Genomic DNA, 21932 nt, shown 5'->3' with positions numbered 1-21932 from the left:
CGCAGGCCAGATGCCGAATAGCCTTGCTGCAGTCCTGTTCGACATGGACGGCACGCTCGTGGAGACCGAGCAGCACTGGGGAGCGGCGCTGTTCGGGCTCGCCCGCCGCCTGGGCGGGGAGCTGAGCCCCGCCGCCCGCGAGGCCACCGTGGGCACCAGCATGCGCACCGCGCTGGGCATCCTCTACGCCGACCTCGGCGTCGACCGCGAGCACGTGTGGGAGGCCGACGCCGCCGACGTCGAGGCCACCGTCGCGGGCCTGCTCGCCGGGGACGTGCCGTGGCGGCCGGGGGCCCGCGAGCTGCTGACCGAGGTCCGCGCCGCCGCGCTGCCCACCGCGCTGGTGACGACGACGCCGCGCGCGCTGGCCGACCTGGTCATCGCCCGGATCTCCGCCGACCTCGACGTCCCGCCCTTCGACCTCACCGTGTGCGGCGACGAGGTGCCCGCCCGCAAGCCCGACCCGGCGCCCTACCTGCAGGCCACCGCGGCGCTCGGCGTCGACCCGGCCGCGTGCGTCGTCGTCGAGGACTCCGCGGCCGGCGTGGCCGCCGGGCTCGCCGCCGGCGCCGCCGTGCTCGGCGTGCCCTCGCTGCAGCCCCTGGCCCCGGCCGACGGCCTGGTCCTGCGCGACACCCTCGCCGGCGTCGGGCTCGCCGACCTCGAGCGCCTGGTGCTCGACCGGGACGCCGCCCGCCGCTGACCGCTCAGGCCGGGACCGGCTCCCGGCCGCGGGAGACGACCAGCCGCACCCGCGCCAGCGCCGCGACGTCGCGGGTGGGGTCGCCGTCGACGAGCAGCAGGTCGGCGTCCAGGCCCGGCGCGAGCCGCCCGGTGCGGTGCCCCAACCCGCAGGCGCGGGCGGCGCCGGCGGTCGCCGTCGCCAGCGCGTCGGCGGCCGGCACCCCGGCGGCGGCCAGCGAGGCGACCGCCCGCGCCACGATCCCGTGCGGCTTGCCCGGCGCGATGCCGGAGTCGACCCCGCTGACCAGCCGGACGCCGGCCGCGTGCAGCCGCGCCGCCTCGGCCGCCCGCGCCTCCTCGGTGAGGCCCAGCCGGTCGATCAGCGCCTGCACCCGGGGCGGCGGCACGGCGCCCTCGGCCAGCCCGAGCGTCGGGCCGACGACGACGCCCGCCCGGGCCAGCTGCCCGGCCAGCCCCGGCGGGGCGCCCCAGCCGGTCGCCGTCAGGCAGGTGCAGTGCTCGATGCCGTCGACGCCGGCGGCGAGCACCTGCCGGACGGCGGGCAGGGCGTGCGCGTGGGCGGTCACCGGCAGGCCCAGCCGGTGCGCCTCGTCGACGACGGCGCGCACCTCGGCGGCGGTGAACTGGCAGGCTGCCATGTCGGTGCCCGGCGTCATCGCCCCGCCGCTGGCCATCAGCTTGACCACCCCGGCGCCCCGCGCGGCCCGCTCGCGCACCGCGTCCCGCAGCGGCCCGGTGCCCCGCACCTGCCCGCCCATGCCGGCGCAGTGCCCGCCGTGCGAGGTGAGCGGCGGCCCCGAGGCCACCACGGTCGGCCCGTCCTCCGGCGCCCGCTCCACCACCGCCCAGCCGACGTCGCCCAGGTCGCGCACCGCCGTCACCCCGGCGGCGAGGTGCTGCCGCAGGGAGTCGGCCACGGTGGCGTCCACCTCGGCCGGTGAGAGCTCCGGCAGCCGGTCGAGCGCGCGCGGGCCGCTGTCGCCGCACAGGTGCACGTGGGTGTCGACCAGGCCGGGCAGCAGCGTCGTCCCGGGCAGCGCGGTGACCGGCACGCCGTCGGGTGCGGCCGCCGACGCGGGCTGCACGGCCACGATGCGGCCGTCCTCGACCAGCACCAGCGCGCCGTCGCGCAGCACGCGCTCGCCGTCGAAGGCGCGGTCGGCCCGGTAGCCCCGCATGGCGGCTCCCTCCGGGAGGAGGCGGCCGACGCTAGGGCGGGGGAAGCGCCGCCGTCGACGGGACCCGGCGCGTCTCGCTCATCCCGCGACGGCGGCCGGGCCGGTCAGCGCGAGCGCGCCCTCCGGCGTCACGGCCAGCGCGCGGGGGAGGCCCGGCACCGGCATGACCCACCGCTCCTCGAGGGCCGTGCGCAGCAGCGCCGCGCCGAGGGCGCCGCCGAGGTGGGGACGCCGCTCGGTCCAGTCGAGGCAGGCCCGCACGGGCGGGCGGCTCCCCGACGGCGCCGGGCCGCAGACCTCGGCGAACCAGCGCCGCCCGGCCGGGGTCACCGCCAGGCCGGCGGTGGTGTCCAGCAGCCCCCGGGCGGCCAGCGACCCGAGGACCGCGACGCCGAGGCGGCCGGCGAGGTGGTCGTAGCAGGTGCGCGCCTCGGCCAGGCGGGCGTCGGCCCGGACGGTCCGCAGCGACGTCGGGCGCTCGCGCTCGCCGGCCAGCGCCCCGAGGTCCTCCAGGGCAGCGGCCACCTCCGGCCCGGCCAGCTCGACGTAGCGGGCCCGCCCCTGGCGCCGCTCGGTCAGCACGCCCGCGCCCACGAGGACGGTGAGGTGCTCGCTGGCGGTGGAGCGGGCGACGCCGGCGTGCCGGGCCAGCTCGCCCGCCGTCCAGGCCCGGCCGTCGAGCAGTGCCAGGCACATCGACGCCCGGCTGCGGTCGGCGAGCAGCCCGGCGAAGCGGGCGAGGGAGGCAGCGGACACCGGCACGCGGACATCCTGGCGCACCGACGGTTCGGTCCCCGCCGAACACCGGCGCGGCCAGGCTCGCCCCGTGCTGACCCCTGTGGTGACCTCCGCCGTCCTCGAGGACCCCCGCTACCGCGTCCCGGCCGCGCCGCCCGCCGCGTCCGGGCTGGCCTGGCTGCGCTCGCGGGCGCCGCGCTTCTGCGACGGGCCGGAGCACGCCCGCCGCCGGGCGGTGCTCGACGACCTCCTCACCGCTACGACCGTTATCCCCAACTCAGCCGCCGATCCGGCGGTGGTGCTGCTCGGCGGGCTCGGCCTGCCGGCCGAGCGGGCGGGTGACGTGGCCCGGGTGGCAGCCGCCTACCAGCCGCACGCGCCGCAGTCCGCCGGGGCCGACGCCGCGCTGGAGCGGCTCGTGGCGGCCTGCGGCGGGCGCAGCGACGCCACGGCGGCCCGGCTGTGCCTGCTCGTCCAGGCGTACGCCGGCCTCTCCGCGCTGGCCCGGCAGCGCCGGGAGGGGCGGGCGGGACCGCCCGTGCCGACCACCCGGCGGGTCGCGCCGGGCGGCACCGAGGTGGAGGTGGACCTGACCGACGCGCCGTTCGGCCGGGGCCCGCACGCCTGCCCGGGCCGGGCGCTGGCCGAGGCGTGGTCGGCGGCGTGGCGGGAGGGGTGCCCGGAGGCGTGGCCGGCGGTGCTCGCGTGACCGCCGACCCGCACGGCCGGGCCGCGTTCCGCGCCCTGCACGCCGGCCCGGCGCCGCTGCTGCTGCCCAACGCGTGGGACGTCGCCTCGGCGCTGGCGCTCGTGGCCGACGGGCACCCCGCGGTCGGCACGACGAGCCTCGGGGTCGCGGCCGCCGCCGGGCTCCCCGACGCCACACGGGCGGCCCGCGCCGCGACCGCGGGGCTCGCCGGGCGGCTGGCCGGGCTGCCGGTCCCGGTCACCGTCGACCTCGAGGACGGGTACTCCGACGACCCGGCGGAGGTGGCCGCCCTCGCCGCCGCGCTGCCCGCCGCCGGGGTGAACCTGGAGGACTCGACCGGCGGGCGCCTGGCCGATCCGGGGCGGCACGCGGACAGGGTCGCCGCCGTCACGGCCGTGGCGCCCGGGCTGTTCGTCAACGCCCGGGTGGACACGTACTGGCTGGGGGAGCGCGCCGACCTGGCGACCACGCTGGCGCGGGCGCGGCGCTACGTGGCCGCGGGCGCCGACGGGGTCTTCGTGCCCGGCCGGCTGACCGCGGCCGAGATCGCCGTCCTCGCCGCGGAGCTGCCCGTGCCGCTCAACGTGCTCGCCGGGCCCGACCACCCGCTGCCCCGGCTGGCCGAGCTGGGGGCGCGCCGGGTGAGCACCGGCTCGCTGCTGGTCCGCGCGGCGCTCGACGCCGCCGTCGCGGTGGCCCGGCGCCTGCGCGACGGGGAGCCCGCCCCGCCGGCCACGCCGTACGCCGAGGTCGACGCCCGCACCGCGGCCCTCGGCGCCTGAGCCCCCGGGCAGCGCTCCGGTGGCGGTGCCCCCGCGATCATGGAGCCCGCGTGGCGACATCCCGACGCCGTCCGGCGTGTCGCCACCGCAGCTCCATGATCGCGGCCGGGGACGGGACGAGCGCTCGCGGTCGGCTCCGGACGCGGACCCGGACGGGGAGCGCGCGGACCGTGCCGGCGCGCGTCAGTCGCGCTCGACGACCGGCAGCGTGCTCCAGCCCGCCGCGGCCGCGGCCTCGGCCGGGAACGGCGGGGGAGTGCCGCCGAAGGAGGGGCACAGCGCCTGGTGGTCGCACCAGCCGCACAGCCGCGTGCGGTTGGGCCGGAAGTCGCCGGTGGCCACCGCCCGCTCGATCGCCGCCCAGATGGCCAGCAGCGTCCGCTCGAAGCGCAGCAGCTCGGCCTCCTCGGGGGCGTAGGTGAGCGCGTCGCCGTCGCCGAGGTAGATGAGCTTGAGCTGGGAGGCCACCACGCCGCGGGTGCGCCACAACACCAGCGCGTAGAACTTCATCTGGAACAGCGCCTTGGACTCGAACGCCTCGCGCGGCATCGACCCGGTCTTGTAGTCGACCACCCGCAGCGCGCCGTTGCGGGCGACGTCGAGCCGGTCGACGTACCCGCGCAGCAGCAGCCCGTCGGGCAGCGTCACCTCGACCAGCTGCTCGCGGCCCTCGGGCTGGATGCGGGTCGGGTCCTCCAGGCGGAAGTAGGTCTCCACCAGCTCCCCGGCCGAGGCGAGCCAGGAGTCCAGCGACGGCGGCTCGGCGCCGTCCTCACCCGGGGCGAAGAGCGCGGCCACCTCCGGGTCGGCCTGCAGCTCCGTCCACGCCGGACCCACCAGCCCGCGCGCGGCCTCGACGGTGCGCTCGGCCTGCGGCAGGTCGTAGAGCCGCTCGAGGACGGCGTGCACGAGCGTGCCGCGCACCGCCGCCGCGCTCTTCTTCTCCGGCAGCCGGTCGATGGTGCGGAAGCGGTAGAGCAGCGGGCAGGTCTTGAAGTCGGCCGCGCGGCTGGGCGACAGCGACGGGCGGCGCGGCGCCCGCGCCGCCTCGGGAGCCTGCCCGGCGCCGTCGGACGGGGTGCCGGACGGGGCGCCGGGCGCGGTGTCGGGGGAGAACACGGCCGTCATGTCATCGAGGCTAGGTCGCCCCACCGACAGTCCCGCGTCCCCGCGCCGGGACGGGCGCCCGCGGCGCTCGCCTAGGCTGGCCGCCCGTGACCGAGCAGCCCGAGCCCAGCCAGACCGCCGAGAGCGCCGCCCCGGCACCCGCCGCCGAGCCGTCGGCCGCGGGGGAGGAGCAGCCGGCGCCGGTGGAGCGGATCCCGGTCCCGGGCGCGTTCGCCGTCGGCGACCGGGTGCAGCTCACCGACCCCAAGGGCCGGCTGCACACCGTCGTCCTCGAGCCCGGCAAGCAGTTCCACACCCACCGCGGCGCCATCGCCCACGACGACCTCATCGGCGCTCCCGAGGGCTCGGTCGTGCACTCCACCGCCAACACCGGCTACCTGGCGCTGCGCCCGCTGCTCGCCGACTTCGTCCTGTCCATGCCGCGCGGCGCGCAGGTCATCTACCCCAAGGACGCCGCCCAGATCGTCGGCAGCGGCGACGTCGGCCCCGGCATGCGGGTGCTGGAGGCCGGCGCCGGCTCCGGCGCGCTCACCTGCTCGCTGCTGCGCGCCGTCGGCGAGTCCGGCCGGGTCACCAGCTACGAGCGGCGCGAGGACTTCGCCGACGTCGCGCGCGGCAACGTCGGCGCCTTCTTCGGCGGCGTGCCGGAGAACTGGGACCTGCGCCTGGGCGACCTCGCCGAACACCCCGCCGAGGAGGTCGTCGACCGCGTCGTCCTGGACATGCTCGAGCCCTGGGCGGTGCTGCCCACCGTGGCCGCCGCGCTGCGCCCGGGCGGCGTCCTCGTCGGCTACGTCGCCACCGTCACCCAGCTGTCCACGTACGTGGAGGCGCTGCGCGCGCAGGGCTGCTGGACCGAGCCCTACGCCTGGGAGTCGCTGGTCCGCCCGTGGCACGCGGTGGGCCTGGCCGTGCGGCCGGAGCACCGGATGGTGGCCCACACGGCGTTCCTGGTGACCGCCCGCCGGCTCGCCGAGGGCGTCGTCGCGCCGGTGCGCCAGCGCCGCGCGCAGAAGGGCTGAGCGCCGGTCCCTACACCACCCGGAGGCCCCCCGCGAGCCACGGGCAGGACGTCGGCAGGCGTGTATAGATTTGCGTCCTGGCTCCCCCTGATGTGTGCGGAGGTGCGCGATGGGCCCCGGCCTTGGCAATGGTCCCGACGAGTTCCGAGCGCGGCGCGAGCGTGACGTCTCCGCCCTGCTCGCCCAGATCTCCTACCTCGAGGAGGAGATCGGCCTGCTGCGCCGCAAGGTGTCCGAGAGCCCGCGCCAGGTGCGTGCGCTGGAGGAGCGGATCGCCGAGGCGGAGGGCCGCGCGGCCTTCCTCTCCGACCGCAACGACAAGCTGGCCGGCACCCTGCGCGACGCCCGCGAGCAGCTGGTCACGCTCAAGGAGGAGATCGACCGGCTCGGCCAGCCGCCGTCGGGCTACGGCGTCTTCCTGGGCCGGCACGACGACGGCAGCGTCGACGTCTTCACCGGCGGCCGGAAGCTGCGGGTGTCGGTGTCGCCGGCCGTCGAGCTCGACGGCCTGCGCCCCGGCCAGGAGGTCATGCTCAACGAGGCGATGAACGTCGTCGAGGCGCTCGGCTACGAGAAGCAGGGCGACGTCGTCATGCTCAAGGAGCTGCTCGAGCCCGTCGACGGCGTCACCCAGCGCGCGCTGGTCATCGGCCACACCGACGAGGAGCGGGTCGTCTACCTGGCCGACTCCCTCGCCGGGCAGCCGCTGCGGGTCGGCGACTCGCTGCTGCTGGAGTCGCGGTCGGGCTACGTGTACGAGCGGATCCCCAAGAGCGAGGTCGAGGAGCTCGTCCTCGAGGAGGTCCCCGACATCGACTACTCCGACATCGGCGGCCTCTCCCGGCAGATCGAGCAGATCCGCGACGCCGTGGAGCTGCCGTTCCTGCACGCCGACCTGTTCCGCGAGTACGAGCTGCGCCCGCCCAAGGGCATCCTGCTCTACGGCCCGCCCGGCTGCGGCAAGACGCTCATCGCCAAGGCGGTCGCCAACTCGCTGGCCAAGAAGGTGTCCGCGGTGAAGGGGGAGGGGCAGGCCAAGTCCTACTTCCTCAACATCAAGGGCCCCGAGCTGCTCAACAAGTACGTCGGCGAGACCGAGCGGCACATCCGGCTGGTGTTCCAGCGCGCCCGCGAGAAGGCGAGCGAGGGCACGCCGGTCATCGTCTTCTTCGACGAGATGGACTCGATCTTCCGCACCCGCGGGTCGGGCGTGAGCTCCGACGTCGAGTCGACGATCGTCCCGCAGCTGCTCAGCGAGATCGACGGCGTCGAGGGGCTGGAGAACGTCATCGTCATCGGCGCCTCCAACCGCGAGGACATGATCGACCCGGCGATCCTGCGGCCCGGCCGGCTCGACGTGAAGATCAAGATCGAGCGCCCGGACGCCGAGGCCGCGCGCGACATCTTCAGCAAGTACCTGCGGCCCTCGCTGCCGATCCACCCCGACGACCTCGCCGAGAACGGCGGCAGCCGCGAGGCCACCATCCAGGGGATGATCCAGCGCACCGTCGAGCGGATGTACACCGAGAGCGAGGAGAACCGCTTCCTCGAGGTGACCTACGCCAACGGTGACAAGGAGGTCCTGTACTTCAAGGACTTCAACTCCGGGGCGATGCTGCAGAACATCGTCGACCGCGCCAAGAAGATGGCCATCAAGGACAGCCTGGACTTCGGGTCCAGCGGTCTGCGGGTCGGCCACCTCATGCAGGCCTGCGTCGACGAGTTCAAGGAGAACGAGGACCTGCCCAACACGACCAACCCCGACGACTGGGCGCGGATCTCGGGCAAGAAGGGCGAGCGGATCGTCTACATCCGCACGCTCATCAGCGGCAAGGGCAGCGACTCCGGCCGCGCCATCGACACCGCCACCAACACCGGCCAGTACCTCTGAGCCGGCCCGGCCGTCCCGTCCGCGGACGGGACGGCCGGGACCCGCGGGCCTCTACCCTGTGCCCGGGCGCGCCCCGGACGGGGCCGCCGGACGGGAGGGCGGGCTCATGCGCACCGGGCACCGCGCCGGCCGCTGGGTGCCGGTCGCCCTGGTGGCCGCGCTCGCGCTCGCCGGGTGCAGCAGCACCGTCGACGGCGAGGCGTTCTACGCCGGCCTCGAGGTCGCCAAGCCGACCGTGCCGCCCGCCGAGGGCACCCTCGACCCCGCCGAGGCGCCGGTGGTGGGCACCTGCTCGACGATCGCCGACGGGCAGCAGAGCGCCCCGCTCGACCCGCCGCCGCCGGTCGAGTGCTCCGGTGACCACAACGCCGAGACCGCGGTGGTGGGCGACAGCGGCCTCGCCGACGACGCGCCGCACCCTGCCCAGGCCGACCTCGACGACCCCGACAGCCGGATCAGCCGGGCGCTGGCCGACCTGTGCGACCTCGACGTCGTCCGCGAGTACCTCGGCGGGGACTCCCTCGACGACCCCTACGCCTGGTACGCCGCCTACCTGCCGACGGCGGAGCAGTGGGCCGCGGGCGCCCGGTGGATCCGCTGCGACGTCTTCTACGGCTACTTGGTGCCCGAGCCCGCGCCCGGGATCCTCGCCGGCGCGCTGGCCGGGTCCGACCCGGCGCGGCACCGCACCTGCTTCGTCGGCTCGCCCGCCGACTACGGCGTCGCGCCCTGCTCGGAGCCGCACGAGGCCGAGCCGGTGGGCACCGAGGTGGCCGCCCTGCCCGAGGGCGGGCCCTATCCCGACGAGCCGACCCGCCGGTCGGTGGTCGGCTCGTGCGCGAACGTCGCCGAGGACTACGGCGGCGGCGAGGTGCCCAACGGCTACGTCGTCGACGTGTGGGTGGACACCGCCGAGGAGTGGCCGGACTACTCCTACGGGCGGTGCGTGCTGGTGCCCGCCGGAGGTGGCCGGACGACGACGACGGTCCGCGGCTGACCGGCCCGCGCGCCCTCCCGGCGGTCCGGGGAACCCGTGCGCGGCGGGGCCTAGTCTCGGTTGCATGAGCGTCAGGCGGGTGATGGGGACCGAGGTCGAGTACGGCATATCGGTCCCCGGGCAGCCCACGGCCAACCCGACCACCCTCTCCAGCCAGGTGGTGAACGCCTGGGCGGTGGCCGACGCGCCGACCCGCCGCCGTCCGCGGTGGGACTTCGAGGAGGAGTCCCCGCTGCGCGACGCCCGCGGCTTCGACCTCTCCCCGGCGCAGGCGCTCGACCACAACGACCTCGACGAGGACTCGGGGATGGCGAACGTCATCCTCACGAACGGCGCGCGGCTCTACGTCGACCACGCCCACCCGGAGTACTCGACGCCGGAGGTCACCAACCCGCGCGACATCGTGCTGTGGGACAAGGCCGGAGAGCGGGTGATGGCCGAGGCCGCCCGGCGCGCCGCCCGCATCCCCGGCACCCAGCCGATCCAGCTGTACAAGAACAACACCGACGGCAAGGGCGCCAGCTACGGCGCCCACGAGAACTACCTGATGGACCGGCGGACGCCGTTCATCGAGATCATCCGCGGGCTCGTCCCGTTCTTCGTCACCCGCCAGGTGTTCGCCGGCGCCGGCCGCGTCGGCATCGGCACCGAGGGCCGCACCCAGGGCTTCCAGATCTCCCAGCGCGCCGACTTCTTCGAGGTCGAGGTGGGCCTGGAGACGACGCTCAAGCGGCCGATCATCAACACCCGCGACGAGCCGCACGCCAACCCCGACGAGTACCGGCGGCTGCACGTGATCATCGGCGACGCCAACCTCGCCGAGCTGTCCACCTACCTGAAGGTCGGGACGACGGCGCTCGTGCTCGACATGATCGAGGCGCGGGCCCTCACCGAGGACCTGTCGATCGAGGAGCCGGTGGCGGCGCTGCAGGCGGTCAGCCACGACCCCTCGCTCACCCACCTGGTGCGGCTGCGCAACGGCCGCCGCATGACCGCCGTCGACGTGCAGCGCGCCTACCTCGACCAGGCGGTGGCCTTCGTCGAGCGCTCCGGCGGCGCCGACGAGCAGACCGCCGACGTGCTGCGCCGGTGGGCCGAGGTGCTCGACGACCTCGCCGTCGACCCGATGCGCCTGGCCGACCGCCTCGACTGGCCGGCCAAGCTGCGCCTGCTGGAGGGCTACCGGTCCCGCGACGGGCTCGGCTGGGGCGACTCGCGGCTGCACCTGGTCGACCTGCAGTACTCCGACGTGCGCCCGGACAAGGGGCTGTACCACCGGCTGGTGGCCCGCGGGTCGATGCAGCGGCTGCTCACCGACGACGAGGTGACGCGGGCGATGGTGACGCCGCCGAGCGACACCCGGGCGTTCTTCCGCGGCGAGTGCCTGCGGCGCTTCCCGGCGCAGGTGGCCGCGGCGTCCTGGGACTCGGTGGTGTTCGACCTGGGCCGGGAGAACCTGGTGCGGATCCCCACGATGGAGCCGCTCAAGGGCACCCGCGACCACGTCGGGCTGCTGTTCGAGTCGACGTCGAGCGCGCAGGAGCTGGTCGACACCATCACCGGGGGCTGAGTGCCCGCGCCGGTGGAGGCCGCCCGGGCGCTGGCGGCCGGCGTGCTGGCGCCCGCGGCCGCCGGGGTCGACGCCACCGGGGTCCTGCCGCGCACGCACCTCGACGCGCTGGCCGCGGCCGGGCTCTACGGCGTGGTCGGGCCGGCGTCCGCCGGGGGCCTGGACGGCGACGGCGCGACGCTGGCGGCGGTGGTGGAGGAGCTGGCCGCCGGCGACCTCGCGACGGCGTTCGTGTACCTGCAGCACCACGGCGTCGTCGGGCGGCTGGCCGCGTCCGGGGCGCATCCGGGGCTGCTGGCGGACCTGTGCGCCGGGCGGGTGCGGGCGGGCATCGCGCTGCAGGCCGCGACCCGGCCGGACGCCGGGCCGGTGACGCTGCGGCGCGACGGTGGGGAGCTGGTGCTCGACGGCACCGTGCCGTGGGTGACCGGGTGGGGCCTGGTCGACGTGCTGGTGGTGGCCGCCCGCGACGGCGAGGACGTCGCGTTCGTGCTCGCCGACGCGGTCGGGGGCCCGACGCTGGAGGCGGTGCCGCAGCCGCTGGTGGCCGTGCAGGCGAGCGCCACGGTGGAGCTGCGCCTGCGCGGGCACCGCGTGCCGGTCGGCCGGCTGCTGGGCACGACGCCGCTGGCGCAGGTCCGGGCGGGCGACGCGGCCGGGCTGCGGGTCAACGGCTCGCTGGCGCTGGGCCTGGTCCGGCGGTGTGCGGCGCTGGTGGGGCCCTCGCCGCTGGACGCCGCGCTGGTGGCGGCGCGGGCGCGGCTGGACGCGGCCGGGCCGGAGGACCTGTCCGCCGCGCGGGCGGAGGCGGCGGCGCTGGCCCACCGGGCGGCCGGCGCGCTGGTGGTGGCCTCCGGGAGCGCCGCGGCCCGGGCCGGCAGCGTGGCCGAGCGGACGGCGCGCGAGGCGGTGTTCCTGCTCGTCTTCGGCTCGCGGCCGGCCATCCGCGCGCACCTGCTGGACCGGTTCGGCGCGGGCGGCTGAGGCCCGCGTTCCGCCGCCCGCATGTCGGTACCTGCGGGTAGTTTCGGCAGCAGCACGCACTCGGCGCGCACCAGGGGAGGGCACATGGCCACCAGGGACACCGGCGGGCAGCAGCGCGCCACGCGCTCGCGCGAGGAGACCGACGAGGTCGAGGCCTCGGCCGACACCGAGGTCGCCGAGCGCCACAAGGAGATGTCCGAGGACGTCGACGCCATCCTCGACGAGATCGACGACGTCCTAGAGGAGAACGCCGAGGAGTTCGTTCGGTCGTACGTGCAGAAGGGCGGCGAGTAGTCGCCCAGCTGCGGAAGGTGACGTGATGGACAAGCGCTGCCCCTCGTGCGGTGAGCACAAGCCGGCGGCGCAGTTCGGGCGCAACCGCTCCCTGTCCGACGGGCTCTCTTTCTACTGCCTCTCCTGCAACCGGGAACGGAACAACCGCTGGTACCGCGAGAGCCGGCGCAGGCAGGGAAAGGAAGTCCGCGACCTGTCCTGGGTGCCCGAGGGCTCTCGCTGGTGTCCGGTCTGCCGGCAGGCGGTGGCGCACGAGGACTACGTGCGCAGCAGCCGGACGGCCTCCGGCTTCGGCAGCCGGTGCAAGTCCTGCCACAACGCGACGAACAAGGCCGCCTACCGGCAGCGCCAGTACGGCATGTCCGACGCGGAGGTCCACGATCTGCGGGTCGCGCAGGCGAACTGCTGTGCGATCTGCAGCGAAGCCGATCCACGACACCTGGACCACGATCACCGGACCGGTGTGGTCCGCGGCTGGCTCTGCCAGCGGTGCAACCACGGGCTCGGCCTGTTCCGCGACCACCCGACCGTCCTCCGCGACGCCGCCCGATACGTCGAGCGCCATCGCGAGGGGCCGGCCCCCGACCCGGGCCCCCGAGAGGGGACACCGCGACGGCACCGGCGGTCCCCGCCCCCGACGGCGCCCGCGGTCCGGCGCAGGAGCGCCGGCTGCCCTGTCCACGAGAGGCGTGAGATCGTGCGTGCTCGGGCGGCGGCGCTGTTCGGCTGGTCCGGAGCGCCGGGCCGCTGAGGGCCGGCGGCCGGCTCAGGCCAGCAGGATGCCCGCCGCCACCGCGGCGGCCGAGCCCGCGTGCGTGAGGCCCGCCAGCACCTGCTCGACGCGGTCGCGGGGGAGCGGCCCCGTCGCGTCGGCGCCGGGCAGGGCGGGGAGGTCCCAGGCCGCGCAGACCAGCGCCGGCAGCACGAGCGCCCGCTGCTCCTGGCGCAGCGCCAGCAGCCGGCGCACCTCCGCCAGGTCGGGCATCGCCTGCAGCTGCGTCCACGGCACCACCGCGCACCCGCCGTCGTCGGCCAGCCCCAGAGCCACGACGCGGCGCGACTCGGCGTCCCACGACACGGCCGCGGCGTGCACCCGGGTGAGGTCCACCCCGTGCCGCCCGAGCGGCGTCCGCCCGGTCAACACCGTCCCCTCCAGCACGGGCCGGGTCACCACCTCGCGCCGGACCCGGCTCCACAGCCGCAGCGCGACCACGAGCAGCACCGCGGAGACGGCCGCGGCGACCGCCACGCCGTCGGTGTCCAGGGTCGCCCGGCCCCAGGCCGCGGCCAGCCCGCACACCGCCACCAGCAGCAGCCCCGCGCCCGCGGTGGCCAGCCGCCGCCGGCCGGCGGGCACGCGCGGCACCCCGCCCGGGTGGAGTCGGTCGGTCACGGGGTCCCCCTCCGGTCGGTCGCGGCCGGCGCACGCTAGCCACGACCGGCCCCGCCCACCAGGCCTCCCGGCGCCCCGGGTGGGGGACCGGCCCCGCCGGTAGGGTCGACGGCGAGCTGCCGCGGGTCGCCCGCGGCACGTCGATGAGCACCCCGGAGGGGCGCGGAGAGGGTGGACGGGTTGACCCAGTCGCACACCGGCCGGAGCGGCTTCCCGCCCGCCTACCTGGACCGCGTGGGCTCCTCGTTCACCGACTTCCTCGCCACGGCGGCGCCCGACCTGCTGCCCAGCAGGCGCCAGGTGCCGTCGGTGAACGCCGGCGACCTCACCCCGCACGGCACCACGATCGTCGCCGTCACCTACGCCGGCGGCGTCCTCATGGGCGGCGACCGCCGCGCCACCATGGGCAACCTGATCTCCAGCCGCGACATCGAGAAGGTGTACCCGGCCGACACCTGGTCGGTCATCGGCATCGCGGGCGCGGCCGGCATCGCCATCGAGATGGTCAAGCTCTACCAGGTCGAGCTCGAGCACTACGAGAAGATCGAGGGCCTCACCCTCAGCCTCGACGGCAAGGCCAACCGCCTCGCGCAGATGATCCGCGGCAACCTCGGCGCCGCCCTGCAGGGCCTCGCCGTCGTCCCGCTGTTCGCGGGCTTCGACCTCGACGCCGCCGCCGGCACCACCCCGGGCCGGATCTTCAGCTACGACGTCACCGGCGGGAACTACGAGGAGCGCGGCTACGCCGCCGTCGGCTCGGGCTCGCTGTTCGCCAAGAACTCGCTGAAGAAGACCTGGCGGTCGGGCCTCGACGGCGACGCCGCCACCCGCACCGTCGTCGAGGCGCTCTACGACGCCGCCGACGACGACTCCGCCACCGGCGGCCCCGACCCGGTGCGGCGGCTGTACCCGATCGTCTACCGCGTCGACGCCGAGGGCGCGGTGCGCCTGACCGACGCCGAGGTGGCCGGGATCGCCGACACCATCGTCGGCGAGCGCGCCGCCGCCGACCGCGAGAACGTCGACCGGGGGTTCTGACGCCGTGACCATGCCCTACTACGCCTCGGCCGAGCAGGTCATGCGCGACCGCTCGGAGTACGCCCGCAAGGGCATCTCCCGCGGCCGCAGCGTCGCCGTCCTCACCTACGCCGACGGCGTCCTGTTCATCGCCGAGAACCCCAGCTCCACGCTGCACAAGGTCGGCGAGATCTACGACCGCATCGGCTTCGCCGCCGTCGGCCGGTACAGCGAGTTCGAGAGCCTGCGGGTGGCCGGGGTGCGCCTGGCCGACGTCCGCGGCTACTCCTACAACCGCCGCGACGTCACCGGCCGGGTCATCGCCAACGCCTACGCGCAGACCCTCGGCGCGATCTTCACCGAGCAGATGAAGCCCTACGAGGTCGAGCTGTGCGTGGCCGAGGTGGGCGACAGCAGCGAGTCCGACCAGCTCTACCGGCTGACCTTCGACGGCTCGGTCGTCGACGAGCCGGACTTCGTCGTCATGGGCGGGCAGGCCGAGGCGGTCACCGCCCGGCTGCGGGAGGACTTCCGCGCCGGCCTGCCGCTGTCCGAGGCGCTCATGGTCGGCGTGCGGGCGCTCTCGGCGTCCAGCCCGGCCATGCCGGGCAACGGGAGCGGCGACGGGCTGCTGCCGGCCGCGCAGCTGGAGGTCGCCGTGCTCGACCGGCGGCGCCCCAAGCGGGCCTTCCGCCGGGTGGTCGGCGCGGCGCTGGGCAGCCTGCTCGGCGACGGCGGCGGGCCCGCCCCGGAGGCCGCCACCCACGCGCACGCGCCGAGCGCCCCGCAGCCGGGCACCCCGGCGGGCCTGGGCGACCCGGCCGCGCCGGACACCGCCGGCGGCGCCGTCGACGGGCCCGCGGACGCCGGCGAGAGCTGACCGCCGGGCGGTGCCGGGCGCCTAGCCCGGCACCGCCCGGCCGGCGTCCCGCCGCCAGGAGCTGAACGAGCGCACCGACGTGGTGCCGGGCCGCACGAGCCAGGGCCACGGGTGCCGCTCGACGACGTCGAGCCGCGCGGCCCGCTGGCGCCAGCCGGGGACCGGCGTCCACGTCGCGGCCAGCCGGAAGTCGGCCAGCTCAGCGGGCACCACGCCGCGGCGCACCTCCAGCGGCCGGGTGGCCGCGAGCTCCCCGAGCGTCTCGGCGAGGAACACCAGCCGCTTGCCCGACAGCCGCAGCCGGGCCAGCAGCGGCTCGTCGAAGACGAACACCGCCGGGCGGTCCGGGTCGGCGGCCAGCGCCGGGTCGGCCGAGCCGAGGGACTCCGCGGTCAGCCACACGAGCTCGCCCCCGCCCGTCCCCTCGGGCTCCGCCGGGCCGGCCGGCACCGGGCCCCGGCCCAGGTCGGGGCCGTCCACCCGCGGGCCGGACGACGCCTCCGGCCACTGCTGCACCGGGCAGGCGCGGCGCAGGGCGCAGCCGGCGCACAGCTCGGGCGCCCGCTTCTCCACCTGCCAGCGGCTGAACCCGTACGGCTTGCCGCTGCCGGTGCCCACCGTCCACTGCCAGCCGAGCCCGTTGGCCGCCCGCGACCCGTCGAGCAGGTGCCGGTAGGTCTCGGCCTCGCCGTCGCGCCAGTCGGCCCCCGCGCGCACCGCCCACTGCGAGGCCAGCCACATGCGGGTCTGGTTGACCAGCCACCCGTCGCGGTGCAGCTCCGTCACGACGGTGTCCATGCAGTTCATCCGCCGCGGCCACGGCTCGCCGTCCCAGGGCTCCGCGCGTGGCTGGTCGAACCGCAGCGGCCGCCGGATCCCGCGGCCCACCCGGGCGTAGAGGTGCCGCGCGTACTCCTGCCAGAGCAGCTCGTCGCGGTAGCGGCCCCGGTCGCGGGACGGGGCGCCCGCGACGGCGTCCCACAGGCGCGGCAGCGGGAGCAGGCCGTGCCGCACGTAGGGCGAGACCCGGGTGGCGCCGCGCCGGTCGACCGGCAGCACGGTGCTGCGGTCGCGCGCGTAGCCGGTGACGTCCAGCCCGGCGAGCGCCGCGTCGGCCGCGGACTGGCCACCGCGGGCCACCCCGGGCGCGACGCCGTCCGGGCCCTCCAGCGTCAGGTCGCCCAGGTGGGCGGCCACCCAGGAGGCGGCGTCGGCCGGTGTGGCGCCGTCGGCGGGGGAGGGCGGCGGGGGCAGGAGGGGCACCTCCCCACTGTGCGGGCGGGGGACGACAGCACGCGCGTCGGCGCGGGCCGCCGGGAACCGGCCGGAGTCGCATCCGGCGCCTAGGCTCGGTCCGTGGACCGACGGATCTTCGGGATCGAGACCGAGTACGGCGTCACGTGCACCTTCCGCGGGCAGCGCCGGCTGTCCCCGGACGAGGTCGCCCGCTACCTGTTCCGCCGGGTGGTGTCCTGGGGGCGCAGCTCCAACGTGTTCCTGCGCAACGGGTCGCGGCTGTACCTCGACGTCGGCAGCCACCCGGAGTACGCCACCGCCGAGTGCGACGACCTGACCGAGCTGGTCGTGCACGACAAGGCCGGCGAGCGGATCCTGGAGGGCCTGCTGGTCGACGCCGAGCAGCGGCTGGCCGAGGAGGGCGTCACCGGCGACATCTACCTGTTCAAGAACAACACCGACTCGGCGGGCAACAGCTACGGCTGCCACGAGAACTACCTGGTGGGCCGGCACGGGGAGTTCTCCCGGCTGGCCGACGTGCTCATCCCGTTCCTGGTCAGCCGCCAGCTGGTGGTGGGTGCCGGCAAGGTGCTGCAGACCCCGCGCGGGGCGATCTACTGCGTCAGCCAGCGCGCCGAGCACATCTGGGAGGGCGTCTCCAGCGCCACCACCCGCTCCCGGCCGATCATCAACACCCGCGACGAGCCGCACGCCGACGCCGAGCGCTACCGGCGGCTGCACGTGATCGTCGGCGACTCGAACATGAACGAGACGACGACGCTGCTCAAGGTCACCATCACCGACCTGGTGCTGCGGATGATCGAGGCCGGCGTGCCGATCCGGGACATGGCGCTGGAGAACCCGATCCGCGCGATCCGGGAGATCAGCCACGACATCACCGGCCGCCGCAAGGTGCGCCTGGCCAGCGGCCGGGAGATGAGCGCGCTGGAGATCCAGGCCGAGTACCACTCCCGCGCCGCGGAGTTCGTCGACCGGGAGGGCTTCGGCCCGGTGCACCGGCAGATGCTCGAGCTGTGGGGGCGGGTGCTCAAGGCCGTCGACACCGAGGACCTCTCGCTGATCGACCGCGAGATCGACTGGGCCACCAAGCTCAACCTGCTGGAGCGCTACCGGGCCAAGCACGACCTGACGATGTCCAGCCCGCGGATCGCCCAGATGGACCTCGCCTACCACGACATCTCCCGCAAGCGGGGCCTGTACTACCTGCTGGAGCGCCGCGGGCAGGTGCAGCGGGTGGCCCACGAGCCGCGGGTGTTCGAGGCCAAGAACGTGCCGCCGCAGACCACCCGCGCCAAGCTGCGCGGGGAGTTCATCCGCAAGGCCCAGGAGAAGCGGCGCGACTTCACCGTCGACTGGGTGCACCTCAAGCTCAACGACCAGGCCCAGCGCACCGTGCTGTGCAAGGACCCGTTCAAGAGCGTCGACGAGCGCGTCGAGAAGCTCATCGCCTCCATGTGACCCGCCTCGATGTGACCCGCCTCGATGTGACCCCGGCGGGGACGGCGCTGGTCACCGGCGTCAGCCGGCGGGCCGGCATCGGGTACGCGGTCGCCCGCCGGCTGCTCGACCGCGGCGACCGGGTGGTCGTGCACTCCTGGTCGCCGCACGACGCCGGGCAGCCGTGGGGTGCCGACGACGTCGACGCCGTCGTGGCGGCCCTGGGGTCCCCGCCGCACCTGCCCGCCGACCTCGGGGACCCGGACGCGCCGGCCGCCCTGGTGGCCGCGGCCCGGGCGGCGGCGGGCCCGCTGACGACGCTGGTGGTCAACCACGCCCGCAGCGCCCTCGGCCGCCTCGAGGAGGTCACCGCCGACGAGCTCGACCGCTCCTTCGCCGTCAACGCCCGGGCGGCGGTGCTGCTCACCCGGGCCTTCGCCGCCCAGTACGAGCCCGCGGCCGGCCCCGGCTCGGTCGTGCTGTTCACCTCCGGCCAGCACCGCGGCCCCATGCCCGGCGAGATCCCCTACGCGCTGAGCAAGGGCGCCGTCCAGCAGGTCACCGCCACCCTCGCCGACGCCGTCGCCGGCCGGGGGATCACCGTCAACTGCGTGAACCCCGGCCCCACCGACACCGGCTGGGCCGGTCCCGCCGTCGACGAGCAGGTGGCCGCCGCGATGGCCCGCGGCCGGTGGAACACCCCGGAGGAGGCGGCCGCCGTCGTCGCCTGGCTGACCGGGCCCGACGCCCGGTCGGTCACCGGCGCCACCATCGACGCCGAGGGCGGCTTCCGCCGCTGATCCCGGCCCGGGGTGGTCAGTCGGGGAGGGGCACCCGCAGGGCGGCGTAGCGGCCGGCGGCCGCGGCGGCCAGGAAGTAGGCCCGCTCCTCGGGCCAGCCGCGGCCCATCGTCGACAGCGTCACCGGCGAGAGCTGCAGCGCCTCGTCGAGGCCGTCGACGTCGACCCACACCACCCGGTTGCGCTCGGGCTGCCCGGCCAGGTCCTCCTCGACCTGCTGCCCGAGCTCCGAGCCCAGCCCGCGCGGCGCCACCAGGGTCACCCCGGCCAGCGCCACCCGGCCGAAGGCGGTCAGCGAGTGGTGGGAGACCCCGCGGTGGCGGGGGCGCGGGTCGGCGTCGGAGATCCGCAGCGCCCCGATCGGTTCGCCGCCCAGCACGCTGACGGCGTTGCACGCCTCCCCGGCGGCCACCCCGGAGAAGCCCCACGGGGTGCCGGTGCCGAGGTTGCCGGGGCCCTGGGTGACGACGGCGACGTCGGCGCCGAGCACGTGCTTCGCCGCGAGCAGCCCGGTGTGCAGCGTGACCGCCTCCAGGTCCCCGCCGAACGCCTGCCCCACGGTGACCACGCCGGTCAGCGACGGCGCCAGGGTGTGCAGCGTGCGCGAGAAGCCGGCCACCAGCGCGCCGCCGTCGGTCATGACGTAGGCGACCTTGAGGTCGGGGTCGGTGGCGAACACCCCGATCAGCGCCGCCGGCAGGGCCGAGTGCAGGTCGGCGACGACGACCGGCATGCCGCCGAGGTCCTCGGCCTCGGCGATCGCGTCGTGGTGCTCGGTGTCCTGCTCGTCGACGCCCTGCACGCTCACCTGCAGCGGCGTGTACCGCGCCTTGACCAGGTGTCCCGGGCCGGTCGGGTCCGGCGGCAGCCGGTCGGGGACGGCGACGACGAGCGCGTAGCCGCCGGTGCCCAGCCGCTGCGCCCAGGCGGTGGTGTTGAGCAGGACGTCGTCGCCGACCTCGGGCACGCCGACCAGCGACGGGTGGGCCAGCGAGCGCACCTCGCCGTCGCCGGGCACGTCGACGGTGAGCTCCAGGGCGTCCCGCCAGCTGCGCCCGGTCGCGGTCACCCGCCCGCGTCGCCAGCGGATGCGTTGCTGCGTCGTCCGTTGCTCCCCCACAGGGCGAGGCTAGCCAGGGACCCGGGGGTCCGCGGCCCGGACGGGGTGCCGCGGGCCCGGGCTGGCTAGCCTGTGCGGCGTGTCGGCGAAGCGGGCGGAACGACTGGTCAACCTGGTCATCGCGCTGCTGGGCACCCGCCAGTACGTGACGGCGGCCCGCATCCGCGCCACCGTGCCCGGCTACGAGCCCGACGACGGCACCGCCCGCGCCGACGAGGCGTTCAAGCGGATGTTCGAGCGCGACAAGGCCGAGCTGCGCGAGATGGGCGTGCCGCTGGAGACCGGCCGCACCAGCGTCTTCGACACCGAGGACGGCTACCGCATCGCCCGCGCCGACTACGAGCTGCCCGAGATCACGCTCACGGGCGAGGAGGCCGCCGCGGTGGGCCTGGCGCTGCGGCTGTGGGAGTCCGCGCAGCTGGCCGGGGCCGCGCAGAGCGCGCTGGTGAAGCTGCGCGCGGCGGGCGTCGACGTCGACCCCGGCCGCACGCTGCCGGTGCAGCCGCGGCTGGACTCCGACGAGCCGGCGTTCGAGCCCTGCTACGCGGCGGCCCGCGACCGGCGGGTGCTCACCTTCGGCTACCGGCGCCCCGACGAGGACACCCCCGCCCGGCGCCGGGTGCAGCCGTGGGGCGTCGTCGCCTGGCACGGCCGCTGGTACCTCGTCGGCCTCGACCTCGACCGGCAGGCCCCGCGGGTGTTCCGGCTGTCCCGGGTGGTCGGCACCCCGAAGGCCACCGGCCCGGAGAACGCGTTCGAGCCGCCGCCGGACGTCGACCTCGCGGGGATCGTCGCCCGCCAGTCCGGCGGTGGGGGAGAGGAGCACCTCGTCGTGGTGCGCGCCCGCCCGGGCACCGCCGTCGGCCTGCGCCGCTGGGCCACCCCGCTGGGCGCCGGCCCCGACGGGGACGACCGGCTGCAGCTGCGCACCACCGACACCGGCCGGCTGGCCGACCAGCTCGCCGCGCTCGGCCCCGACGTGCTCGTGGAGTCGCCGCAGTCCGTGCGCGACGCCGTCGTCGAGCGGCTACGCCGGCTGGCCGCGATGGGAGCCCGCTCGTGACCACGCCCGCCACCAACGAGCGGATGACGCGGCTGCTGTCGCTCGTCCCGTACCTCACCGCCCGCCCCGACGGTGTGCCGCTGCCGGAGGTGGCGCGCGACTTCGGCGTCCCCGAGCGGCAGCTGCGCCGCGACCTCGAGCTGCTGTGGATGTGCGGCCTGCCCGGCTACGGCCCCGGCGACCTCATCGACCTGTCCTTCGAGGGCGACCGGGTGCGGGTCACCTTCACCGCCGGCATGGTCCGCCCGCTGCGGCTGACCACCGACGAGGCGGTCGCGCTGGTCGTCGCGCTGCGCACCCTGCTGGACCTGCCGGGCCTCGCCGAGCAGGAGGCGGTCAGCCGCGCGCTGGCCAAGGTGTCCGCCGCCGCCGGGCACGCCGCCGAGCGGGTCACCCCGGTGGCGGTCAGCGTCGACGCCCGCGAGCAGGCCCTCGCCGTCGTCCGGCAGGCCCTCGAGGACCGGCGGGCGCTGCACCTGCACTACTACGTCCCCACCCGCGACGAGCGCACCGAGCGCACCGTCGACCCGATGCGGCTGCTGCTCGTCGACGGCCGCTGGTACCTGGAGGCGTGGTCGCGGGAGGTGGCCGGCGTCCGGCTGTTCCGCCTGGACCGCATCGACGACGTCGAGGTGCTCGACGAGGCCGCCGCCCCGCCGCCGCAGGCCGCGCCGCGCGACCTCGACCAGGGCCTCTACCAGCCGGCGCCCGGCTCGCCGGTGGTCCGGCTGCGGCTGGCCCGCACCGCCCGCTGGGTGGCCGAGTACTACCCGGTCGAGGACGTCCGCGAGGTCGACGAGCCCTCCGGCGGGCTGCTGGTGACCCTGCGCACCGGCGACCCGGCCTGGGCGCGCCGGCTGGTCGCCTCCCTCGGCGGGGCGGCGACCGTCGACGAGCCGGCCGAGCTCGCCGACGCGGTGGCCGCCGACGCCCGCGCGGCACTGGCCCGATACGGCGCCTGAACCGG

Annotated in this window: 22 protein-coding genes; 16 read left to right on the top strand and 6 right to left on the bottom strand. The window is 76.4% G+C overall.

From position 1 onward, the window contains the following. Window positions 1–10 precede the first annotated feature (10 nt). Window positions 11–703, top strand: a complete 693-nt coding sequence (locus BUE37_RS08815) for an HAD family hydrolase (protein ID WP_073419852.1) — start codon at window positions 11–13, stop codon at window positions 701–703. A gap of 4 nt (window positions 704–707) precedes the next feature. Here the strand turns inward: BUE37_RS08815 and BUE37_RS08810 are convergent, their stop codons facing one another. Together BUE37_RS08810 and BUE37_RS08805 are read right to left on the bottom strand one after the other, a co-directional pair. Beyond that, window positions 708–1883 (bottom strand): amidohydrolase family protein, encoded by a 1176-nt coding sequence (locus BUE37_RS08810; RefSeq protein WP_073419851.1) that lies wholly within the window; start codon window positions 1881–1883, stop codon window positions 708–710. Window positions 1884–1961: 78 nt separating this feature from the next. Next, entirely contained in the window at window positions 1962–2645 is a 684-nt protein-coding gene (locus tag BUE37_RS08805; protein WP_073419850.1) for an ArsR/SmtB family transcription factor, read from the bottom strand. A gap of 64 nt (window positions 2646–2709) precedes the next feature. Between BUE37_RS08805 and BUE37_RS08800 the strand changes: the two genes are divergently transcribed. Next, entirely contained in the window at window positions 2710–3330 is a 621-nt protein-coding gene (locus BUE37_RS08800; RefSeq protein WP_217651192.1) for a hypothetical protein, read from the top strand. Then, window positions 3327–4112, top strand: a complete 786-nt coding sequence (locus BUE37_RS08795) for an isocitrate lyase/PEP mutase family protein (RefSeq protein WP_139252903.1) — start codon at window positions 3327–3329, stop codon at window positions 4110–4112. The genes BUE37_RS08800 and BUE37_RS08795 overlap by 4 nt, the downstream gene beginning before the upstream one ends. Before the next feature lie 183 nt (window positions 4113–4295). Here BUE37_RS08795 and BUE37_RS08790 read toward each other — a convergent pair whose 3' ends face one another. Beyond that, a complete protein-coding gene (locus BUE37_RS08790; protein ID WP_073419848.1) occupies window positions 4296–5240 on the bottom strand; it encodes a RecB family exonuclease in 945 nt (314 codons plus the stop codon). An 86-nt stretch (window positions 5241–5326) separates the two neighbouring features. Here BUE37_RS08790 and BUE37_RS08785 point away from each other — a divergent pair, with 86 nt between their 5' ends. The 7 genes from BUE37_RS08785 to BUE37_RS08755 all read left to right on the top strand — a co-directional run bounded on the left by BUE37_RS08785 (window position 5327) and on the right by BUE37_RS08755 (window position 12749). Continuing rightward, window positions 5327–6262: a tRNA (adenine-N1)-methyltransferase gene (locus BUE37_RS08785; protein WP_281248069.1), complete on the top strand. Its 936-nt coding sequence runs from the start codon at window positions 5327–5329 to the stop codon at window positions 6260–6262. Between the two features lie 109 nt (window positions 6263–6371). After that, entirely contained in the window at window positions 6372–8153 is a 1782-nt protein-coding gene (gene arc / locus BUE37_RS08780; protein ID WP_073419847.1) for a proteasome ATPase, read from the top strand. 106 nt (window positions 8154–8259) lie between these two features. Then, window positions 8260–9150: a septum formation family protein gene (locus BUE37_RS08775; RefSeq protein WP_139252902.1), complete on the top strand. Its 891-nt coding sequence runs from the start codon at window positions 8260–8262 to the stop codon at window positions 9148–9150. Between the two features lie 64 nt (window positions 9151–9214). Beyond that, a complete protein-coding gene (dop, locus tag BUE37_RS08770; protein WP_073419845.1) occupies window positions 9215–10720 on the top strand; it encodes a depupylase/deamidase Dop in 1506 nt (501 codons plus the stop codon). Next, window positions 10721–11704 (top strand): acyl-CoA dehydrogenase family protein, encoded by a 984-nt coding sequence (locus BUE37_RS08765; protein ID WP_073419844.1) that lies wholly within the window; start codon window positions 10721–10723, stop codon window positions 11702–11704. 84 nt (window positions 11705–11788) lie between these two features. Continuing rightward, complete coding sequence (locus BUE37_RS08760) at window positions 11789–11998, top strand: ubiquitin-like protein Pup (protein WP_073419843.1); 210 nt, start codon at window positions 11789–11791, stop codon at window positions 11996–11998. Between the two features lie 25 nt (window positions 11999–12023). Further along, complete coding sequence (locus BUE37_RS08755) at window positions 12024–12749, top strand: endonuclease domain-containing protein (protein WP_139252901.1); 726 nt, start codon at window positions 12024–12026, stop codon at window positions 12747–12749. Window positions 12750–12764: 15 nt separating this feature from the next. On the opposite strand, the gene BUE37_RS08750 is transcribed toward BUE37_RS08755, so the two are convergent. After that, a complete protein-coding gene (locus BUE37_RS08750; protein ID WP_073419841.1) occupies window positions 12765–13391 on the bottom strand; it encodes a hypothetical protein in 627 nt (208 codons plus the stop codon). Between the two features lie 180 nt (window positions 13392–13571). Here BUE37_RS08750 and prcB point away from each other — a divergent pair, with 180 nt between their 5' ends. Together prcB and prcA are read left to right on the top strand one after the other, a co-directional pair. Further along, window positions 13572–14429: a proteasome subunit beta gene (gene prcB / locus BUE37_RS08745; protein ID WP_073420666.1), complete on the top strand. Its 858-nt coding sequence runs from the start codon at window positions 13572–13574 to the stop codon at window positions 14427–14429. Window positions 14430–14439: 10 nt separating this feature from the next. Beyond that, window positions 14440–15288: a proteasome subunit alpha gene (prcA, locus tag BUE37_RS08740; protein WP_245794597.1), complete on the top strand. Its 849-nt coding sequence runs from the start codon at window positions 14440–14442 to the stop codon at window positions 15286–15288. Between the two features lie 21 nt (window positions 15289–15309). Here prcA and BUE37_RS08735 read toward each other — a convergent pair whose 3' ends face one another. After that, window positions 15310–16551, bottom strand: a complete 1242-nt coding sequence (locus BUE37_RS08735) for an FAD-binding domain-containing protein (RefSeq protein ID WP_073419839.1) — start codon at window positions 16549–16551, stop codon at window positions 15310–15312. A gap of 93 nt (window positions 16552–16644) precedes the next feature. Here BUE37_RS08735 and pafA point away from each other — a divergent pair, with 93 nt between their 5' ends. Then, on the top strand, window positions 16645–18003 hold the full coding sequence (pafA, locus tag BUE37_RS08730; RefSeq protein WP_073419838.1) for a Pup--protein ligase: 1359 nt from the start codon (window positions 16645–16647) through the stop codon (window positions 18001–18003). Window positions 18004–18014: 11 nt separating this feature from the next. Continuing rightward, complete coding sequence (locus BUE37_RS08725) at window positions 18015–18782, top strand: SDR family oxidoreductase (RefSeq protein ID WP_083628639.1); 768 nt, start codon at window positions 18015–18017, stop codon at window positions 18780–18782. 16 nt (window positions 18783–18798) lie between these two features. On the opposite strand, the gene BUE37_RS08720 is transcribed toward BUE37_RS08725, so the two are convergent. Then, a complete protein-coding gene (locus tag BUE37_RS08720; protein ID WP_217651191.1) occupies window positions 18799–19851 on the bottom strand; it encodes a DUF3866 family protein in 1053 nt (350 codons plus the stop codon). A 130-nt stretch (window positions 19852–19981) separates the two neighbouring features. Between BUE37_RS08720 and BUE37_RS08715 the strand changes: the two genes are divergently transcribed. Then, window positions 19982–20965 carry a helix-turn-helix transcriptional regulator gene (locus BUE37_RS08715; protein WP_073419835.1) on the top strand — a complete coding sequence of 328 codons (984 nt, stop codon included), beginning with the start codon at window positions 19982–19984 and terminating at the stop codon, window positions 20963–20965. Continuing rightward, window positions 20962–21927 (top strand): helix-turn-helix transcriptional regulator, encoded by a 966-nt coding sequence (locus BUE37_RS08710; protein ID WP_175562824.1) that lies wholly within the window; start codon window positions 20962–20964, stop codon window positions 21925–21927. The genes BUE37_RS08715 and BUE37_RS08710 overlap by 4 nt, the downstream gene beginning before the upstream one ends. Window positions 21928–21932 lie beyond the last annotated feature (5 nt).

The organism is Geodermatophilus nigrescens, assembly GCF_900129495.1.
GTDB lineage: Bacteria > Actinomycetota > Actinomycetes > Mycobacteriales > Geodermatophilaceae > Geodermatophilus > Geodermatophilus nigrescens.
This window is presented reverse-complemented; position numbering and strand designations above follow the sequence as displayed.

Bases quoted from the DNA above. Each gene is read 5' to 3' on its own strand.
- arc (WP_073419847.1), top strand. From the start codon at position 6,372: ATGGGCCCCGGCCTTGGCAATGGTCCCGACGAGTTCCGAGCGCGGCGC.
- BUE37_RS08775 (WP_139252902.1), top strand. From the start codon at position 8,260: ATGCGCACCGGGCACCGCGCCGGCCGCTGGGTGCCGGTCGCCCTGGTG.
- BUE37_RS08760 (WP_073419843.1), top strand. From the start codon at position 11,789: ATGGCCACCAGGGACACCGGCGGGCAGCAGCGCGCCACGCGCTCGCGC.
- BUE37_RS08810 (WP_073419851.1), bottom strand. From the start codon at position 1,883: ATGCGGGGCTACCGGGCCGACCGCGCCTTCGACGGCGAGCGCGTGCTG.
- BUE37_RS08790 (WP_073419848.1), bottom strand. From the start codon at position 5,240: ATGACGGCCGTGTTCTCCCCCGACACCGCGCCCGGCGCCCCGTCCGGC.
- BUE37_RS08755 (WP_139252901.1), top strand. From the start codon at position 12,024: ATGGACAAGCGCTGCCCCTCGTGCGGTGAGCACAAGCCGGCGGCGCAG.
- prcA (WP_245794597.1), top strand. From the start codon at position 14,440: ATGCCCTACTACGCCTCGGCCGAGCAGGTCATGCGCGACCGCTCGGAG.
- dop (WP_073419845.1), top strand. From the start codon at position 9,215: ATGAGCGTCAGGCGGGTGATGGGGACCGAGGTCGAGTACGGCATATCG.
- BUE37_RS08815 (WP_073419852.1), top strand. From the start codon at position 11: ATGCCGAATAGCCTTGCTGCAGTCCTGTTCGACATGGACGGCACGCTC.